General features: G+C 41.6%; 17 protein-coding genes. 3 read left to right on the forward strand and 14 right to left on the reverse strand.

Annotated features, from left to right (window positions below; translation table 11 throughout):
• Positions 1-170: 170 nt before the first annotated feature.
• The 5 genes from BLR76_RS05525 to uvsE all read right to left on the reverse strand — a co-directional run bounded on the left by BLR76_RS05525 (position 171) and on the right by uvsE (position 5,913).
• A complete protein-coding gene (locus tag BLR76_RS05525) occupies positions 171-1,730 on the reverse strand; it encodes a bifunctional metallophosphatase/5'-nucleotidase (RefSeq protein WP_091266511.1) in 1,560 nt (519 codons plus the stop codon).
• A gap of 27 nt (positions 1,731-1,757) precedes the next feature.
• The gene (locus tag BLR76_RS05530) at positions 1,758-2,660 is read right to left on the reverse strand and encodes a glycerophosphodiester phosphodiesterase family protein (protein WP_091266512.1); all 903 of its coding nucleotides are present in this window, start codon (positions 2,658-2,660) and stop codon (positions 1,758-1,760) included.
• A 16-nt stretch (positions 2,661-2,676) separates the two neighbouring features.
• Positions 2,677-3,681 carry a YeiH family protein gene (locus BLR76_RS05535; protein WP_091266515.1) on the reverse strand — a complete coding sequence of 335 codons (1,005 nt, stop codon included), beginning with the start codon at positions 3,679-3,681 and terminating at the stop codon, positions 2,677-2,679.
• Positions 3,682-3,897: 216 nt separating this feature from the next.
• Positions 3,898-4,635: a tryptophan-rich sensory protein gene (locus tag BLR76_RS05540; RefSeq protein WP_091266518.1), complete on the reverse strand. Its 738-nt coding sequence runs from the start codon at positions 4,633-4,635 to the stop codon at positions 3,898-3,900.
• A gap of 18 nt (positions 4,636-4,653) precedes the next feature.
• Complete coding sequence (gene uvsE, locus BLR76_RS05545; protein ID WP_091266521.1) at positions 4,654-5,913, reverse strand: UV DNA damage repair endonuclease UvsE; 1,260 nt, start codon at positions 5,911-5,913, stop codon at positions 4,654-4,656.
• Between the two features lie 196 nt (positions 5,914-6,109).
• Here uvsE and BLR76_RS11585 point away from each other — a divergent pair, with 196 nt between their 5' ends.
• Positions 6,110-6,256: a lmo0937 family membrane protein gene (locus BLR76_RS11585; protein ID WP_143009195.1), complete on the forward strand. Its 147-nt coding sequence runs from the start codon at positions 6,110-6,112 to the stop codon at positions 6,254-6,256.
• Positions 6,257-6,357: 101 nt separating this feature from the next.
• Positions 6,358-7,392: an EAL domain-containing protein gene (locus BLR76_RS05550; RefSeq protein WP_176759622.1), complete on the forward strand. Its 1,035-nt coding sequence runs from the start codon at positions 6,358-6,360 to the stop codon at positions 7,390-7,392.
• A gap of 73 nt (positions 7,393-7,465) precedes the next feature.
• On the opposite strand, the gene BLR76_RS05555 is transcribed toward BLR76_RS05550, so the two are convergent.
• The 7 genes from BLR76_RS05555 to BLR76_RS05580 form a co-directional block, all read right to left on the reverse strand.
• A complete protein-coding gene (locus BLR76_RS05555) occupies positions 7,466-8,782 on the reverse strand; it encodes a CapA family protein (protein ID WP_091266527.1) in 1,317 nt (438 codons plus the stop codon).
• Positions 8,766-9,620, reverse strand: a complete 855-nt coding sequence (locus tag BLR76_RS05560; RefSeq protein WP_245683043.1) for a M15 family metallopeptidase — start codon at positions 9,618-9,620, stop codon at positions 8,766-8,768. Before BLR76_RS05560 ends, BLR76_RS05555 begins: the two co-directional genes overlap by 17 nt.
• Positions 9,621-9,803: 183 nt before the next feature.
• Entirely contained in the window at positions 9,804-10,301 is a 498-nt protein-coding gene (locus tag BLR76_RS05565) for an alpha/beta family hydrolase (protein WP_342706584.1), read from the reverse strand.
• The gene (locus BLR76_RS12190; RefSeq protein WP_245683044.1) at positions 10,223-10,543 is read right to left on the reverse strand and encodes a hypothetical protein; all 321 of its coding nucleotides are present in this window, start codon (positions 10,541-10,543) and stop codon (positions 10,223-10,225) included. Before BLR76_RS12190 ends, BLR76_RS05565 begins: the two co-directional genes overlap by 79 nt.
• Positions 10,544-10,584: 41 nt before the next feature.
• Entirely contained in the window at positions 10,585-11,808 is a 1,224-nt protein-coding gene (locus tag BLR76_RS05570; RefSeq protein WP_091266533.1) for an NADH:flavin oxidoreductase/NADH oxidase family protein, read from the reverse strand.
• A 61-nt stretch (positions 11,809-11,869) separates the two neighbouring features.
• The gene (locus BLR76_RS05575) at positions 11,870-12,964 is read right to left on the reverse strand and encodes a hypothetical protein (RefSeq protein WP_091266536.1); all 1,095 of its coding nucleotides are present in this window, start codon (positions 12,962-12,964) and stop codon (positions 11,870-11,872) included.
• 343 nt (positions 12,965-13,307) lie between these two features.
• Entirely contained in the window at positions 13,308-13,502 is a 195-nt protein-coding gene (locus tag BLR76_RS05580; RefSeq protein WP_091266539.1) for a YwbE family protein, read from the reverse strand.
• 288 nt (positions 13,503-13,790) lie between these two features.
• Here BLR76_RS05580 and heR point away from each other — a divergent pair, with 288 nt between their 5' ends.
• A complete protein-coding gene (heR, locus tag BLR76_RS05585) occupies positions 13,791-14,543 on the forward strand; it encodes a heliorhodopsin HeR (protein ID WP_091266594.1) in 753 nt (250 codons plus the stop codon).
• Positions 14,544-14,651: 108 nt separating this feature from the next.
• Here the strand turns inward: heR and thpR are convergent, their stop codons facing one another.
• Both thpR and BLR76_RS05595 read right to left on the reverse strand, forming a co-directional pair.
• The gene (thpR, locus tag BLR76_RS05590) at positions 14,652-15,212 is read right to left on the reverse strand and encodes an RNA 2',3'-cyclic phosphodiesterase (protein ID WP_091266541.1); all 561 of its coding nucleotides are present in this window, start codon (positions 15,210-15,212) and stop codon (positions 14,652-14,654) included.
• Between the two features lie 160 nt (positions 15,213-15,372).
• Positions 15,373-16,728, reverse strand: coding sequence for a YjiH family protein (locus BLR76_RS05595; protein ID WP_091266544.1), 1,356 nt, complete (start codon positions 16,726-16,728; stop codon positions 15,373-15,375).
• Positions 16,729-16,955: the final 227 nt, after the last annotated feature.

Below are 16,955 nucleotides of genomic sequence, written 5' to 3' on the forward strand. Positions count from 1 at the left end.
AAAAGAAAAAGAAGACAAAACAATCAGACATTTATCTCAATATGCGCTCTCATCCCACGATTAAAACCGTGGGCTTTCACGCTTGATAGTTCTGTAAAAAAGACACGGTAACGGTCATTTCCTTTGTTAAATCAGGACCTGACTCGTCTCGTGTCTTTTTTACTTTCTGATTACTTTGTTGCCGTTACTTTGAAGTTGTAGTTGGCTTCTGCCTTGATTGGTGAAAACCGACTGAAGTAGTCTCCCATCAGCTCATTCATAGGGATCGTGACCTCGCGGATGATTTTAGAGGCATCAAACATGTCGTAATCCCCTCCGCCAACAGCTCGGTACTGATTAATAACGATCTCCAGGCTGTCTTCAGGCATGATGTCTTTCCCTTCATAGGAAAATTCAACGATCCGTTCCCCTTGAGGCATTGCCACATCGATAGTATACTCAATGCCCTCGTACATATCATAGTTGTACATTTGGGGTTTCGGTGTCATAAATGACGGATTGACGATGATGTCCCCACTTTCATCCAGCTCAAAGTAAGTTGCCGACCGCTCTAGTGCCGCTTTCAGATCTTTTCCACTTACTTTCAGTACAGCCAGTGTGTTCGGATAAATGTAATTCAGGACGACATCTCGCATCGTTACTTCTTTTTTGAATCCTCTAGCTTGGTTATTGAAAAGAGCCGTACCTGAAATGTCACACTCCGCATAATACATCTGAACCTTATTTACAAATTCCACATAAGGATGTTCTATACGGCGAGCGGCTTCCACATCCGAAATCGTCATATCTCCTTCGACTTTTCCGATTGGCTGATCCAGCCATGCTTCTACCTCTTCATTTACTGATCTGAACGCACCAGCGGTCGATTCATCTACATCCACCTGTTCCGTCGACAGAACTTCAGGTATGGCATCGATCAGGATGTACTGTCCGTCAGCTTCTTCAATGTCCAATGTCACTTTTCCTAAATATCTTCCTTTATCCCCAGGCATAACGACTGCGGTCTGCCCCACTTTCTGAGCAATGACCCTGTGCTGGTGTCCGCTGAGCAGCACATCTATCCCTTCTATGTCATGCAGCAATGCATAGCCTTCATTCTCTCCGGTCTGTATTTCCGTCTCTTCTCCTGTCTCCAGGTCTTTTTCAAAACCGCCATGATAACTTACGACTACAACGTCGGCCTGCTCTTTTAAATAAGGCACATATTTCTTTGCACTCTCAACTGCAGAAACAAATGTAAGGCCTTCGTAGTTCTCAGGGTGTTCCCAGTTAGGGATATAAGGGGTGGTCAGCCCAAGTATGGCTATTTTAACGCCTTCTTTTTCGATAATTTTATACGCCTGACCAAAAGCCGGTTCGCCATTATCGTTAAGGATATTTGCGCTAAGTATAGGATAGTCTGCACTCCTGACCGCACTATTGAGATAGTCCAGCCCGTAGTTGAACTCATGGTTTCCAATGACTCCTATATCAAATCCACAGGCGTTGGCCGCTTCCATCACCACAGTCGCTTCTTTCTTTTCCTTTACCACATAATGTGTAAACGGCGAACCCTGTATCAGATCACCATTTTCAATCGTGATACTCGGTCCATTAAGTTTTTCACGTTCACTTTTAAGGAGTGAGGCAATCTTGAACAGTCCGTAAGTCGCTTCATGACGACGTGACTGATAGTCAGTTGGGAAAAGGTAGCCGTGCACGTCACTTGTTTCAAATAGTGTTATCTTCATAAGTCAGTCCTTTCAAGACAATTAATGTCAATCTTCATTTAAAATATCGATCAGTAATTCAGGATTATCTGTCATGATGCCATGTGCCCCAAGATCGATCAGATCTCTCATCGTGGCTTCGTTGTTGATCGTCCAGTAGTAGACATCCATGCCCCTGTTTTCGGCTCCTCTGATCAGCTTCCAGTCAGCAAGATTAAAGCCTTCCTGTTCGACAGGAAGCTGAAAAGCATCCGCTGTTGGCTGATAGACCAGGTTCAGAAAAGCCTTATGCAGAGTAACAAACTGGCGCGTTTCCTGCTCGCCTGCACCGATAGCCACTGACCCGTCAGCTACTTCATTAAATCTTAGATTGATTTCGTGGTCAAAACTAGCTATCAGCACCGTATCATGCATATCATATTCTTGGATTAGTCGCCACATTTCCTGGATCATTTCTTCATAGCGCTCCGGATCATTCGTTGCTTTCAGTTCGATCAGCTGTCTCACATTGCTGAACTCCTGGAATACTTCTTCTACTGTCGGAATATATACTCCAGTATTTCTATATTCATGCTCTCCGGACTCATTTTGAAAGTGGTAGCCGGCATCCAGAGACTGAATTTCTTCCAGAGTCATCTCATTCACACGGCCTGTTCCGTCTGTTGTACGGTCGACTGTCTCGTCGTGAATAACCACCAGTTCGCCATCTGCAGTGATGAAGACGTCATACTCCAGGATATCTACACCTATGGTTCGGGCATAACTGAATGCCTCCAGCGTATTTTCAGGGGCATGATCCAGTCCTCCACGATGAGCAATGACTAATGTGCCTTCATCTCCTTCAAAAAATGCTCGTTCACTATCTGAAGACAGCGGAAAAAGGAATAGAATAAACCAGATAAATAAAATGATACCTAAAAGTATACCGATATACTTGAGTAATTTTTTCACTCGTTCCCTCCTTGTATTATATCACTATGGCTACGACTGCAAAAGATACAACGACTACGAGACTGGACAGGATGATTGCATGGACAAATGGCTTCCACCCTGTTCGGGCAAACTGTCTTACATTCGTTTTCAGACCGATTGCTGCCAGAGCAATGACCATTAAAAATCGGCTGGCTTGTCGCATTGCACCACTTAGCTCTGCTGGTATCAGTCCAATTGTGTTCAGTCCTGCGAAAAGTACAAAACATGCGATGAACCATGGGAATAGCTTCTGCAGTGACACTTTCTCTTTCCGCTGATTGGGCTGCTTCAGTTTCTGTCTAAAATAGATAGCAGAAAAAATAATTACGGTCGGTATGATAGCCAGTGTCCGGGTCAGTTTGACCATGGTCGCAATTTCTCCAGCTGCTTCTGAAAATGCAAAGCTGGCAGCCACTACACTTGAGGTATCATTGATGGATGTCCCTGACCAGAACCCGAAGAACTGATCGCTTAAAGAAAGGAGTTGGCCAACAATAGGATACAGAATGACCATCCCCATATCGAAGATAAATGTAGAAGAAATAGCGTATGAGACATCCCCATCATCCGCTTCAATAACTGGTGCCATTGCTGCAATGGCTGATCCTCCACAAATTGCCGTTCCCGCAGCAATCATGTTGCTCAGCTTCCAGTTGATCCTGAACAGTCTCCCCAGTAAATACCCTCCTCCGAAAGCTGTCAGTAAGGTAAATAACAGAACGATCAATGTTCGGCTGCCCACTTGAAGAATGATGGACATGTTCAAGGAAGCTCCTAATAATATAATAGCAAATTTGAGTACTTTTTTTGAGGCGAACTGAACCCCTTCATTCAAAAGTTCAGGTTTATAATATAGTGCACGGAATCCTATGCCTATGAACATGGCTAAAACCGCTGAACCGATAAAATGCCCCGGAAGTATAGTTTCGATCAGAACAGCTGTAACGGCTATCCCTGTCGCAAGCAAGAGTCCGGGAAGTTTCTTTGTCAATTGGATCATTATGCTTCATCCCTTTCAAGTAATAACTGACTCATTATAACATTTTTTTATTCAGCTGAATGATCAATTCTCCAATCTCTAATGAAAAGCTTTTTGAACCGTTCAAGTCGTATAACATATGTACCAACTAAACTACATAGTATGCAATAAAAATAGACTTTAAATCAGCTGATTAAAAGATATTAGTTCCTGCAGCTGATTTAAAGTCCAGTTTAGTTATCTGTCTGTTCTGCTTCTCATTTTATCAAAGCCGACGATCGCTGAAGCTAGAAGATGGAATACGACTCCAGCTCCCGCTATAATCGTCAGTAAGAACAGCTGATTTTCGTTTTCAATTATGATTCCTATATATGCCCAGGCAAATACCAGAGGATAAAGCCAGTCTTTATGGACAAGTGAAACAAATAATGCAATCAGCGTTGCGATAACCAGCAGAATAAGTGTCCACTGATATTCATTCAGTCCGATCAGTTCTTCAATCCCCTGGCCATTAACTGTATCAATAATGTTAACAATCGTGGCAACTGTTACCCAGCCGAAGTAGATTGAAAATGGAACCCGATCAAACCAGTGGATGCCGTGTCTCGTTAATTTCTTGTATATAACGATGAGAGTGATCAGAAGCCCGATTATGACTATTGTCGATGCAATCAGCCAGACTTGAGTAAATACAACGATCCATAATGCGTTTAAAGTAAAGTTTGCTACAAGCCAGTAGTGAATGCTCTTGTATATCGGACTGGGATCGTCTTTTCTTACAAACAACCGGATGATCCATATGGCAAGCAGCACATAAATAAGTCCCCAGATCGAAAACACATAACTGGCGGGCTGAATGATTGCCTGATCCTGATTAGCAATATTTCCAACATTTCCACCAACAAGGTAGTTCACTCCAACCATTATGACAAATGCCACACTGTATATGATTCCCCATCTTTTCCTGTCTGTCATTCAGAAACCTCCTCTAATTTAAATATCAAAGTAATATGACTCGATTAAATATGATATGTCGTACTTCACCGCCAGCTTTCTCAACATTCGCTTTAGCTTTGGTAGACTGGACACATCCGATAGCACCTCCTCTTTATATCTGACGTACCTGTTCTTTTCTTTTTCTGAGACTTTATCATTGAAATACCCCCAAACATGTTCTATAGCATTCCTGACGCCCCCTATGGACAATGGCGTCTCCATAGCCTCCTCGATCTGTTCATAAAAAGGAACGACCGGATACTTATCTTTGTCTTTCAGCAGCTCCCTTATGAACTGATAAGACTGAGGCGACCGTTCAAGAACCGCATACTTATACCTGCTCCATTCTTTCTCCAGATCTTTGATGGCCCCTTCGTTCTTAGTAGCCAGCACACATTTGACTGCTGACAGGTTCTTATCTTTTACTTCAAGCATGATGTCGATATCCAGTGACTTGACTGACTCGTAATAATCCATAAACTCCTTTATTCTGACAGTCTGGGAATGAGCCCCCTCTCTCGCATTCAACTGCTGCTGAGAATAGTGTACTTTTGCTCGCCCATCATCCAGACTCCAGGTTTCCTGAGCCTTTTCAATCCAATGCTTATCATTACCTAATGTTTCTCCGGGATTGATAAAATGGTGAAGGTTATCATACACAACAGGGGCACCTGTCTGCTGACTGATCGACAAAACATCCTCAATGGTATAAAGGCGGTCATCATTTTCAATAATCAGTCTTTTTTTAATCCTCTGATCCAGTTTCTTGTACACTTTGACGAAACGTTCTATGGCCTGATCTTTATCCCCATAAACACCCCCGATATGCAAGATGATTTTATGTGAGGCATCTACATTCAGGCTGTCAATGAACAGGGTATGGTATGTCAGATCATCTATTGCCCTGTTCACCACATCCTCATTTTTTGAGTTTAATACAGTATACTGTCCAGGGTGCATGGATACTCTTATACCGTAATCTTTCACTTTTTCACCGATCCGCTCAAACTGTTCCTTAAAGATTTGTGACCAGTCGAGGTCGTTAACGGAAAAATCTGAGCCGAATGGAATGATATCCGAGCTCATCCTGAACAGTCGGATATCATTTTGATTATTATAATCGATCATTGCTTCAAGGGTGGTCAGGTTGTGTTCGATCAGACTAAGCAGATTCTCTTCAGTCGCATTCTGCTTGCGGCAGGTTTTATAGCTGAGATCTGCAATTCCTCTTGTTAAACAGGCGTATCCAATACTCATAAAATTCTCCTTATACAGGTGTTATACATATAGTCTATCACTGATCGATTTAATTCACTAATATTGTGAATGAACAGCTGATCACTTCTGATTTCAAGTGATCTTCCTGTATATTTAATAATTCAAGCATATCATTATACATGCGTCATTCTCCTCTGCTATACTCAATTTATAAAAATAAAGGAGTGCGTTAATCATGTTGTGGACACTTATTGGACTTTTGATTTTATTCTGGATCCTGGGACTTGTATTTGAAATCGCTGGTGGTCTGGTTCATATCCTGCTTGTTATTGCCCTGATTGTATTTATCTTTAATATGATCACTGGTAGAAGAGGAAGGTAGCTTAATTCCCTCTTCATTGCTACTTATTATTAAGAAAAGGCTCCGTACGCACAGTGCGGAGCCTCTTCTTTTTTATAAAAATGAGTACTGGGGTAAATACTGTGCTAGAATATAAACAGAGCGAATTGGAGGTAATGATAGGGCATGCCCAGTATGTTCCATCATTAAACAGCGTATTTCCTTGGACATCCCTGATCAGCATGGTCACTGATCATTTTACCCATAGAGACTATCCGCATAAAGTCACTGATTCGATTATAATAACGACTGAAGATGCCACTAAAGACCTGCCGGATTTTCTTCTGGCAATGAATCTGACTGATAAGGTTAGATTTAAAGTTCAGACGGGAGACTGGCTGGCTATAACTGATTTCTGTGCCTATACGGAATCTTCCTGGATCGACTCTATCATACGTGAAAAATACATAAACATGCATTTCCAGCCGATCATCACTTCTGAAGGGTCGATTTATGGATATGAATTGCTGGCCAGATTTATTAATAATGATGGGGAGACGATCTATCCAGATGTTATTTTCCCGGGCGCACGAGCTCGTGGACGGACTTTCGCCTTGGACCGTTTATGCCGGATCCAGGGTGTCCGTCAAGTCGCTCGGCTGCAAAAAAATCAGAAAGCCTTCATCAATTTCATCCCGACAGCTATTTACAGACCGGAGTATTGCCTGAAAACGACTACCGCTGTTGCTAATCAGCTGAACATCGATAACGAACGCTTTGTTTTTGAAGTAGTTGAAACAGAAAAAACAGATGATACTGATCATTTAAAGTCTATTCTTACCTATTATCAGGACAACGGGTTCTGTTATGCTCTGGATGATGTGGGTGCAGGATACAACACCTTAGATCTTTTGTCAGACTTGAAACCTCCATATGTAAAGCTCGATAGACAGTTTGTCGATGGCGTTCATGCCTCAAGTGACAAGCAGGCAGTGGCTTTGGCTTTCCTTGAAAAAGCTGATGAATATGGAGCCGTGACACTTGCGGAAGGAATCGAATCCGCTGATGACTTCAAGTGGCTTAAATCACTCGGATATCAGCTCTTCCAAGGCTATCTGTTTGGAAAACCTTTGCCGGATCCGCTGGATGTCGACCGAATCGATCTGACACTTTTATAAGTTTGAATAGATTCAATTCAAAACTATTAAAAAATGCTTCAGGACCTGTACTCGGTCTGAAGCATTTTTTATGTTAATCAGTCAATTCAAGACGTATTGTGGTTTCATCAAGAGATCGCTGCATCCGCTGACGGTCTGCGTCGGTAAACTCATCTGTTTCAAGTATACGTTCAACTGGTAAGATACGGTAAGTGTAGGTGCTGTCTCCTTCATACCTGTTACGATAAACCCAGGTCGGTGTATACTCGACATGCTGGACCGTAGTCTCTCCAGTCTGTTCATTTTTCTGAACATCCGCATGAAAAATGACACCATCTTCAGTCGGCTCCCGCTCTTCTCCCAATGTCTCTCTTCGCTGATTGGAAACGAAATTCCCTAAAGAATACGCGACAATCGATTCATTTCCATCCACTTCCAGATAAGTAGCCTGCTGGATAACATGAGGGTGACTGCCTAAAATGATGTCTACTCCTTCACGAGTCAGTAACTCAGCATAGTTCTGCTGAAAATCATTAGGGTAGCGTTCATATTCTCCGCCCCAGTGCATGTATGCAATCATCAGATCCACATCTTCTGATTCAGCCTCTTCAATATCTGCCAGTATACGCTCTTCGCTGATTACATTTATCATTGACAGAACATCGTCTTGCGGATAACTGGCATCCAGACCATTCAGATGTTCTGTGTATGCAAGGATGGCAATCTTAATGCCTTCAACGTCTTTGTAGAGCACACGGGAGTCCGGCTCTTCAGTAAAAGTTCCTGCCAGATCCAGACCTTTTTCTTCGATTACTTCGACCGTTCTTCTAACACCTTCCAGTCCAGTATCAAGGCTGTGGTTGTTTGTCGTGATGATCGTGTCAAACCCGGCATAGTCCAGTGCATCAATAATGGCATCTGGGGTGTTAAAAAGCGGGTATCCAATAAATGGGCGGTCTGAGCCTGCCAATGTAGTTTCCAGGTTGGCAATAGCCAGATCAGATTCAGAAATAATCGGCTGGACATCTTCGAATACTGAAGTAAAGTCATATTCTCCAGTTTCCGCATTATATGCAGCTTCCAGCTGACTCGTGTGTCCCATCACATCGCCGACTGCACTGACTCTAATGTCAGTAAACTGCTCTTCTTCGGGCTCTTCTTCGTCGTCATCTTCAGCATCAGTCTGATCCGTTCCATCTAACTCAGAGGGGTCAGGCTCAGTTTCATCTGCCTGCTGGTTATCGTCTCCAGCCGGTTGTTCGGTCTGATCAGCTTCTTCATTGTTTTCCTGTGCCAGACTTATTGCATAAAAGGTTGCTCCAGATAACACAAACACAAAAAGCAGAATGAGACCGATTAGTTTCAGTCGTCCGTTTCTTTTCTGATGTCCACGATTATTCGTCGATCTCAATGTCTATCCTTCTTTCCAGTAGGTACTCTTCATAAGTCAGTCCACTCTCCGCAACATCAGCTGCCAGTTCTTTCCCTAAATACCTTAAATGCCAAGGCTCATACTGATAACCTGTAATCTCTTCCTTCCCTTCCGGGTATCTGATAATATAACCGAACTCATGGGCATGTTCTTCCACCCATAGCCCTTCCGGTGTTTCACCAAATCTTTCAGTCAGCTGATAATTTACACTTTCGCTCGTTACATCTATTGCCAAACCAGTCTGATGTTCACTTTCACCTGGCCGAGCGCTGTAGCGATTAGCCGCTTCGAGACCATCTCTATCTACATATCGATCAAATAATTGTGTTTGAGTCTGATATGATCGATAACCTGAACGAGCATAAAGTACTATCCCCTCATCTTTTGCAGAATGAAACATTTCTCTTAAAGCCTGTGCAGCTCTCTCTCTCATATTAGTTAAATTAGGGTCGTCAAAAACTGTCGGCAAATCCAAAGTGACAAGATCATCTGGGGAATAGTCTTCCGGAAGGGCATACTGCTTATTGACCAGGACTTTTATGCTGTCAGGATCAAGCAGGTCCTCTTCCATGTTAATAGTGATGACAGGTTCATCAGACTCAACATCCTCATCTTCTTCAAAGTGAGTTCCTTCTTCTTCAGTTTCATTGTTTATTCCATCATTAATTTCTGCTTCATCATTATCCTGAGTTTCTTCCTGAGGCATTTCTTCAACTGTATCTTCAGGTTCTGTCTCGTAATCGTTATCTGTACACCCACTGAGAATAAATAGACTCATCAGGACACAAGTAAATAATCGGAACTGTTTGTATGTCAATTGTATGGCTCCTTTTTATTCTTTTAATATTTATCACAATAGGTATACAATACCATAAATTACCTGTCTTCTCTATTACATTCTAACTTGTTATGATTTATAATAAACTAAATGGATATACCTCAAGTTCAGTTTATTCCATAAATGGATAAACTAAGACCACCACATTCATTGTGTACATTGTCACTGACGACTCCGAATAAAGTCATCAAGCCGCTCGGTCACTTCCTCATGCTGCTCTTCACGGCTTATCAGACTCTTCCCGTCCCCATTCTGAAATCCGTAATAACCAAAATTAGAATGATCGCGGCCTTCAATCTGATAAAGCTCGGTTGCCAGAGGCAGATTGGAGGAAGCCGATTCATATGATTCTCTGTTTATTATTTCATCTTGTGTGCCAGTAATCGAAAGTATAGGTAATTCCAGACCCGACAAATCGCTGCCATCATTTGGATAAGAGGCGAGAAAAAACAGTCCGTTAATTTTATCATGCTCGTCTGATGCATAAATTGAGGCGCTGGTCCCTCCAAGTGAATGTCCCCCCACCCACCACTCTTCCTGGTCATCATACATCTCCATTATTTCGTCAGTTTTATCAGACCTTAAAATAGCAAGATTAAATGGCATGTATGGAATAAAAACCCTATATCCTTTTTCACTAAGCTGGTCAGCCAGTGGCAGATAGGCTTCTGGCTCAACAAGGCCCCCCTGGTAAAAGACGATATTTCCTCGATTACTATCAGAACCGACTTTGATCCAGTCTTCTTAATGGTCACGTGTGACTCATCAAGTAATGTCACGGCTTCGGGCATAGCCTGATATGTTCTAATTCGGATAAAAACGAGACCTGCTGCTATGGCTAATACTATACCGGCGATAAGCCACAAGAGGACTGATATCCATTTCTTTCGTTGTCTCTTCATTCGTTCATTTCCTTTATACATATAGTTTATCTTTTTATAAATCAAGAGGTAAAGCGTCTCGGAGATAGTGCAGTACGCCCATGAATTTTCAAATTGTTCCATAAAGGTTTCCATCCATTTTCACAATACAGCGGATCCTGCCCATCAGCCAGACGTCTGATCTGCTGTTCGTAGTAACTGATTCCCATGAGTCCACCGATCTTTCTGTCCAGAAAGGGCAGTCCTGTAGTCAGACGAGGAATCTGTATGTCTTTTATTTCCTTATTCAGTAATTTTTTCGGAAGATCCGGATAAAGCACCATTGGCCTAGCTAGACCGACCATTTTTGTATGATCACATGCTAGAGCTTTCTCCATACTTTCTGTGGAGCGAAAGCCCCCTGTGATCACTAGAACCGCATTTATCTCCTCCTGAATTTGCTTTGCGTCATCGATGAAAAAAACATCTTTTTCACTCGGGTCAAACATTCTAGGATTTTCATAATTCCCTCCAGAAAGTTCAATCAGATCGATCCCGTTCTTATCCAATGTTTTGATTACTTTAAGAGCCTCGTCAGTACTGAATCCCCCTTCACTAAAGTCAGAAATATTCAGTTTAACACTGACTGGAAATTCCGGACCGACCTTCTCACGTATCCGAAAATAAATATCAATCAAAAACCGCATGCGATTCTCTAATGTCCCCCCGTAAACATCCTGCCTCCGATTGGTAAGAGGAGATAGAAATTGACTGATGAGATACCCATGAGCAGCATGAATTTGAACACCTGTAAAGCCAGCCTTTCTGGCAATTTCAGCTGCTCGACCAAACTTATCAGTAATAGCAGTAATCTCTTCTATACTTAAAGCTCTGGGTGTACTGAAGAATGGACGGTACTGTTTTTTTAAGGCAACCTCACTTGGAGCCACCGGTGTATCCGATAATGAACGGGGAGATTGTCTCCCTGGATGATTCAGCTGCATCCACAGGTGCGTCTGCTGTTCAGTACCTGCTTCGGCCCATTGTATCAACTCAGCAAGATGCCTTTCATCTTCAACTACAACATTCCCCGGTTCTCCCAGAGCTCGACTATCGATCATTACATTGCCAGTGACGACGATTCCGGCCCCGCCTCTCGCCCATCGTCTATATAAACGGAAAAGACGCTCGTCAGGCTGATGGTCAGGTCCAGCCAGTGTTTCGCTCATAGCAGATTTAAATAATCTATTCTTAACTGTAACACCATTCGGTATGGTAAAGGATTGACTTAATATCATCATCTTCATTCCAGTTCTCATATTTTTTGGAGCTGTGAGTTGTGTTTCAGTGTTTCAGTGTTTCAGCGTTTCAGCGTTTCAGCCTTTTCCAACTTGAACGTATATGAAAATTCATAGGCGAACGTTCATCTATGAAGGCTTTCCACTCATATGACATCGGCCATTCCCGGTAGACAGGTGCACGCCTGTATAAAAAACGTAAAGACCATTTTTCAGGTATGGGAGACCACCCTTCTGTAGGGCAGCATTTGATTTTTGTACTGTTTACTCTCTTGATGACCCGATACCTTCCAATCAGCAGGCCCAGTGAAGGATGACAACTGATCTGAAATATCCCCTCTCTCACCTTATTGTGCTCCATGGTCAGTATATCAGGAAAAGGAGGAACAAAAGACAGTTCGATTGGATAAATATGATTTGAGAATCTAAGGGTACGAATAGCTGGACTTGATCCCTGCCAGTCTATATCCAGAGTACAGTCTTTGGTTCTTACCGTTTCCTGTCCATCTGTTAATGACATAACTGCCATATGATTATCTGAAGATGGATTGAATTTTACTATCAGTGGTTTTGTGCTGTAACGGCTGAAGTACATCCGCATCCCATCCATTGTTACCGGTAAATTATCTAATTTATGAGACTGGTCTCCAATGTGAACGTCAACGACTGTATGATTTTTTCTAACAAAATAAAAGTCGAACAGGTAAACAAGTGGAAGATAGGACGGGGTCTGGGAGGCTGCTCCCACTGGTGCAAGCAGATTAAATGGCGAGCGTTTTTTGAAGTTTTTTTCGTGTATCTTTAGTTTGATTTTCCTGCCATATTTATCGGTAAAGCGGTATAAAGCTTGTACTCCTTTCTGACTGATATCAAAAGAAGCCACTTCAAAAGCACATTCTATTTTTTCATTGAGCCCTTTGCCGAAGGTGTCATAGGTTTTATTCTGAATTTTCAGTGAAGGCTGATAGTAGACATCGATCTTCCCATCCGTCCTCCAGCCCAATATAACATGCCCGGTGCCATAGGTACTATCATCATAGTATTGAGGTTCAAACCCGATATAAAAAACATCCGGATCTTTTTCAAAGTTGATCTGAAGCAGTCTTTCCATCGGCTCAAGACTGAACCTGAATGGATTGATGAGTTTGACTGACTCCTCTTTCATACTCTCACATCCTTTGTTTTAGCGGTACTTGCAGATGAGTTATTGGGTAAACGATCAGATTTGTTTTGATGATGACTGTAAATGATGGCAATCCGTCAAAAAGTTTGGTCACATGCAAGTATGTCATTCTCTTGTCTTACTATATATTACAATTGTTTTTTATTCCTACTTCTATTATACATTGGAAGAATAAAAACCGTAATCATTATGCATATTTTTCGAGATATATTTGTACCGTCAGTACGATCTATTCTCAGGCCCCTGTGATTATTATCTTTAATTGAATTAGTTAACTTAGACCTAAAAAAATCTGCCCTGAATCGGCAGATTTTCAGCAATCTATTTATTTTACGACTTCCTTCACACGTCCAACCACTTTATCTTCCAGCATCACTTTGATTCCGTGGGGATGGGCAGGCGACTTGGTCAGTAATTTCAGGACCACTCCTTCTGTTAACTTTCCTGATTTCTGATCCTGTTTCTGCACGACTTTGACTCTATCTCCTGGTTTTATATTGCTGCGTTTTGTACCGTCCATATTATAATTCCTCGCTTTCTTTTATTTTCCTGAATTACCTGATCACATTAATCCGAAATCCGACCAAATACTATCATCTCTCTTAAAGTATACAGACTTTTGACATCAATTGACATGCTCTGAAATAGAATCTTCACAAATAAATCAAATTATTAGAGGGGTAAACCTTAAATTAATAACACGCGTTATGATAAAATAATCCAAAGGAGATCAATGTCCTATACCCTTTCAGGAAGGAGTGACCCTTCAATTCCGCTTCGACAATCCGTGGAAAGGCAGGTATCCGTTATGTCAAAACAAATTACATTCAGCTCTTTGAGACGGTTCAACTTGATTATGGGCTTTCTTCACCTTATTCAAGGCCTTCTCATGCTCGGATTTGCAATATTTATAGATCGTATTGCAGAGTTCAGAGTCCCTGTGATGTCCTATTTTCTCTCATTCGATACCACTCAGATGCGACTAGTTACAGAACCATCTCAGTTAGGTGAACTTCCATTTGGTATAGCTGTTTCATTATTCCTCTTTCTATCAGCTCTAGCACATTTCATCATTGTCAGTTCCTGGGGTAACAAAATCTATAATCGCGACCTCGAAAAAGGGATGAACCGTTTCAGATGGTATGAATACGCCTTGAGTTCTTCTCTAATGATTGTGCTGATTGCTATGCTCTTTGGTGTTTATGATATAGGTGCAATCATTCTTATTGCTGTTGTGAATGCATCAATGAACTTTTTCGGACTGGATATGGAAGAAATAAACTACTACACAAAAAAACTGAACTGGAAGCCTTTTGTATTTGGTACCATAGCTGGTCTGGCTCCATGGGTAGTCATTCTTCTATATGCTTTTGGTAATTCTAATCCAGCAGATGTTCCGTGGTTTGCCTATGCAATTGTAGGGAGTTATTTTGTATTTTTCAATCTGTTCCCTATCAATATGATACTGCAGTATAAGAAAATCGGACCATGGGAAAACTATCTATATGGCGAAAGAGGATATATCATCTTAAGTCTCGTCGCCAAGTCGGTCCTTGCCTAGCTTACTTTTGCGGGAGTCATGCAGCCATAAATCCGACTTCACCTATTACACCTGTAAAGCCCCGTGAGACTTGCAGCCACTTCAGCTGTTAATCTCAATGAGGGCTTTTTAGTCTGTTATATTTGTACGAACAGGTTTGACGTATACCGGTCTATATATAAGCTCGCCATTCAGTCGAATGCTTTCCATTAAAGAAATTTTTTCGACCTTAATTTCTACAGGTGAGACAGACTGACTTCGACTCCATTCCTCAAAGTCCTGACTGAAAACGATTTGTCTCCCTAGAGTAATATGCGACGTATACTTTCCATTTTCAGCAGAATGCTCTTCTTCATTCAATTCAGCGCTGATCTGTCTGTTGACCTCTTTCAGCTCATTTATGTCACCATCAACCCCAGCCCATATGATAAGCTTGTTGCGCTTATTGAAAGATCCCAGTTTACTAAGTCTAAGCTTAAAAGGCATGCTATGCTCGGCACATTTATCGATCGCTTTCTTAATTTCCACGATTCTTTCGCTGTCAGCTTCTCCAATAAAGTAAAGAGTCAGATGGAAATTGGATGCTGAAGTGAACCGCCCCTTTTCGGCCGTCGCTTTAACTTTTGACTGAATCCCGGTCAGCTTTTCTTTGACCTCTTCTTCCAGCTCGATAGCAATGAATACTCTCATCTCCTGCTCCTCCTCCTCCTCTCGTATGCTCCATTATTGATTACCAATGCTTCAATTTATTCAGGTTGTCATTTCCTATACCTTAACTGAAAAATTATTTTATCTCTAAATAAAAAAGGACACTTCACCGAGAAGTGTCCCTTTTTCATCTGATAAGTTTTTAAAATGATATGACTCCCATCCAGCCAAGAATATTTGTAAGAATAAGCAGGACGGGTATGGACAGGACTGTTCTGAATAAGAAGACTTTGACTACATCCCAGAAGTTCAAGCCAATTTTAGTTTTAACTAGAATCATGCCCGTTTCTGACATGAACACGAGCTGTGTAAAGGCCAGCACTCCGATGAAAAAGCGAGCGGCTTCAGATTCTGCTCCACTGATGAACAATGCTGGAAGATACATATCTGCAAAACCTGCCAGTGAAGCGGGTGCCATTTGAGCAGCTACTTCTCTGCTGTACCCAAGGAAATCATAAACAGGGACAAGTGGTGCGCTGATGAAATCGAAGAAGGGTGTATATTCTGCAATGACAAGCGAAATTGTTCCTACTGCCATGATGATTGGGAGGAAGCCCACATAGATATCCACAATATTTTTAAGAGCCTCTAAAAATGCTCCTATAATGGATGTCTGTTCAGCCTGTTCGATTGCTGCCTCATATGAATGCTCCATGATTGTCTTGTCTTCAGGAACTTCAACTGATTTAGGCTCTATGCCTTTGTAGTATTCCGGCTCGAATTTCTTAAGCGGCAGTCGGGCAGTAATGAAAGCAAGGATCAGAGTTACAATGGCGATCGATCCATAAAATATAGGAAAAATTGCACTGAAGCCAAGAAGATCCGCAACAGCCGCCGCAAAAGCGATACCGACTATGGAGAAGCTTGTCGCAATAATGTAGGCCTCTCTTTTGTTATAGTATCCCCTCTGATACTGTTTATCTGTTACGACAATACCTATCGTCCCATCACCAACAAATGAAGCAATTGCATCGATCAGTGAATATCCAGGTACTCTGAACAGTTTTTCAACTACGGGACCTAGAAGTATGCCGACAAACTCTACGATTCCAAAATGAGTGAGTAACGGCAGTGCTAGAATACCAACAAAAAACGTGATATATAATGTCGTCAAGAGGCCATCTTCCCCTGCCATCAGCCCTCCAGTATCTGGATCCAGAATCATATCTGCAAGTGCGTTCCCTTCAAACCAGTTATAAACGACCATTAAGTATAAAAAGGATCCGATCAGTCTCAATGCCACATTGATCGGCGTAGTTTTAAAAATACCATTCAAAAAGCCGCTATCCGATGTATAGAACAGAAAGACAACTGTGGCGATCAGAACAATCCATGCCGACAGTGCTGTAAATGTTATGAATAAATCCAGTATATTATCCGTAACCAGATAAATAATGTGAGAAATCATAATACGGCTTTCTCCACCGATAGTAAATGGGACTAGGAAAAAGACGAATCCCAGTAAAGATAAAAATATGAACTTAAATTTATTAATCATGTATAAACCCTCCATTATTGTCGCTTAACAGAATAGCATGTTTAAATCAGTAATACAATTAAACTTTTATAATCATCCTATTCATGATGTTGTCTTATCGTGAATAAAAATACTCAGTTGCTTCATTTTCACTCTACCGCTATTCATAACCTTTACCAAAAAAAAACTCCTCATACGGTTGACGAGGAGTTTAAAGATAATCATATCATGTGACTGTATAAGGTAAT

Source organism: Alkalibacterium thalassium, from assembly GCF_900101165.1.
In the GTDB taxonomy this organism is placed as follows: Bacteria; Bacillota; Bacilli; order Lactobacillales; family Carnobacteriaceae_A; genus Alkalibacterium; species Alkalibacterium indicireducens.

Bases quoted from the DNA above. Each gene is read 5' to 3' on its own strand.
- BLR76_RS05575 (WP_091266536.1), bottom strand. From the start codon at position 12,964: ATGAAAGAGGAGTCAGTCAAACTCATCAATCCATTCAGGTTCAGTCTT.
- BLR76_RS05570 (WP_091266533.1), bottom strand. From the start codon at position 11,808: ATGAAGATGATGATATTAAGTCAATCCTTTACCATACCGAATGGTGTT.
- thpR (WP_091266541.1), bottom strand. From the start codon at position 15,212: ATGAGAGTATTCATTGCTATCGAGCTGGAAGAAGAGGTCAAAGAAAAG.
- BLR76_RS05540 (WP_091266518.1), bottom strand. From the start codon at position 4,635: ATGACAGACAGGAAAAGATGGGGAATCATATACAGTGTGGCATTTGTC.
- BLR76_RS11585 (WP_143009195.1), top strand. From the start codon at position 6,110: ATGTTGTGGACACTTATTGGACTTTTGATTTTATTCTGGATCCTGGGA.
- BLR76_RS12190 (WP_245683044.1), bottom strand. From the start codon at position 10,543: ATGAAGAGACAACGAAAGAAATGGATATCAGTCCTCTTGTGGCTTATC.
- BLR76_RS05525 (WP_091266511.1), bottom strand. From the start codon at position 1,730: ATGAAGATAACACTATTTGAAACAAGTGACGTGCACGGCTACCTTTTC.
- heR (WP_091266594.1), top strand. From the start codon at position 13,791: ATGTCAAAACAAATTACATTCAGCTCTTTGAGACGGTTCAACTTGATT.
- BLR76_RS05580 (WP_091266539.1), bottom strand. From the start codon at position 13,502: ATGGACGGTACAAAACGCAGCAATATAAAACCAGGAGATAGAGTCAAA.
- uvsE (WP_091266521.1), bottom strand. From the start codon at position 5,913: ATGAGTATTGGATACGCCTGTTTAACAAGAGGAATTGCAGATCTCAGC.
- BLR76_RS05595 (WP_091266544.1), bottom strand. From the start codon at position 16,728: ATGATTAATAAATTTAAGTTCATATTTTTATCTTTACTGGGATTCGTC.
- BLR76_RS05535 (WP_091266515.1), bottom strand. From the start codon at position 3,681: ATGATCCAATTGACAAAGAAACTTCCCGGACTCTTGCTTGCGACAGGG.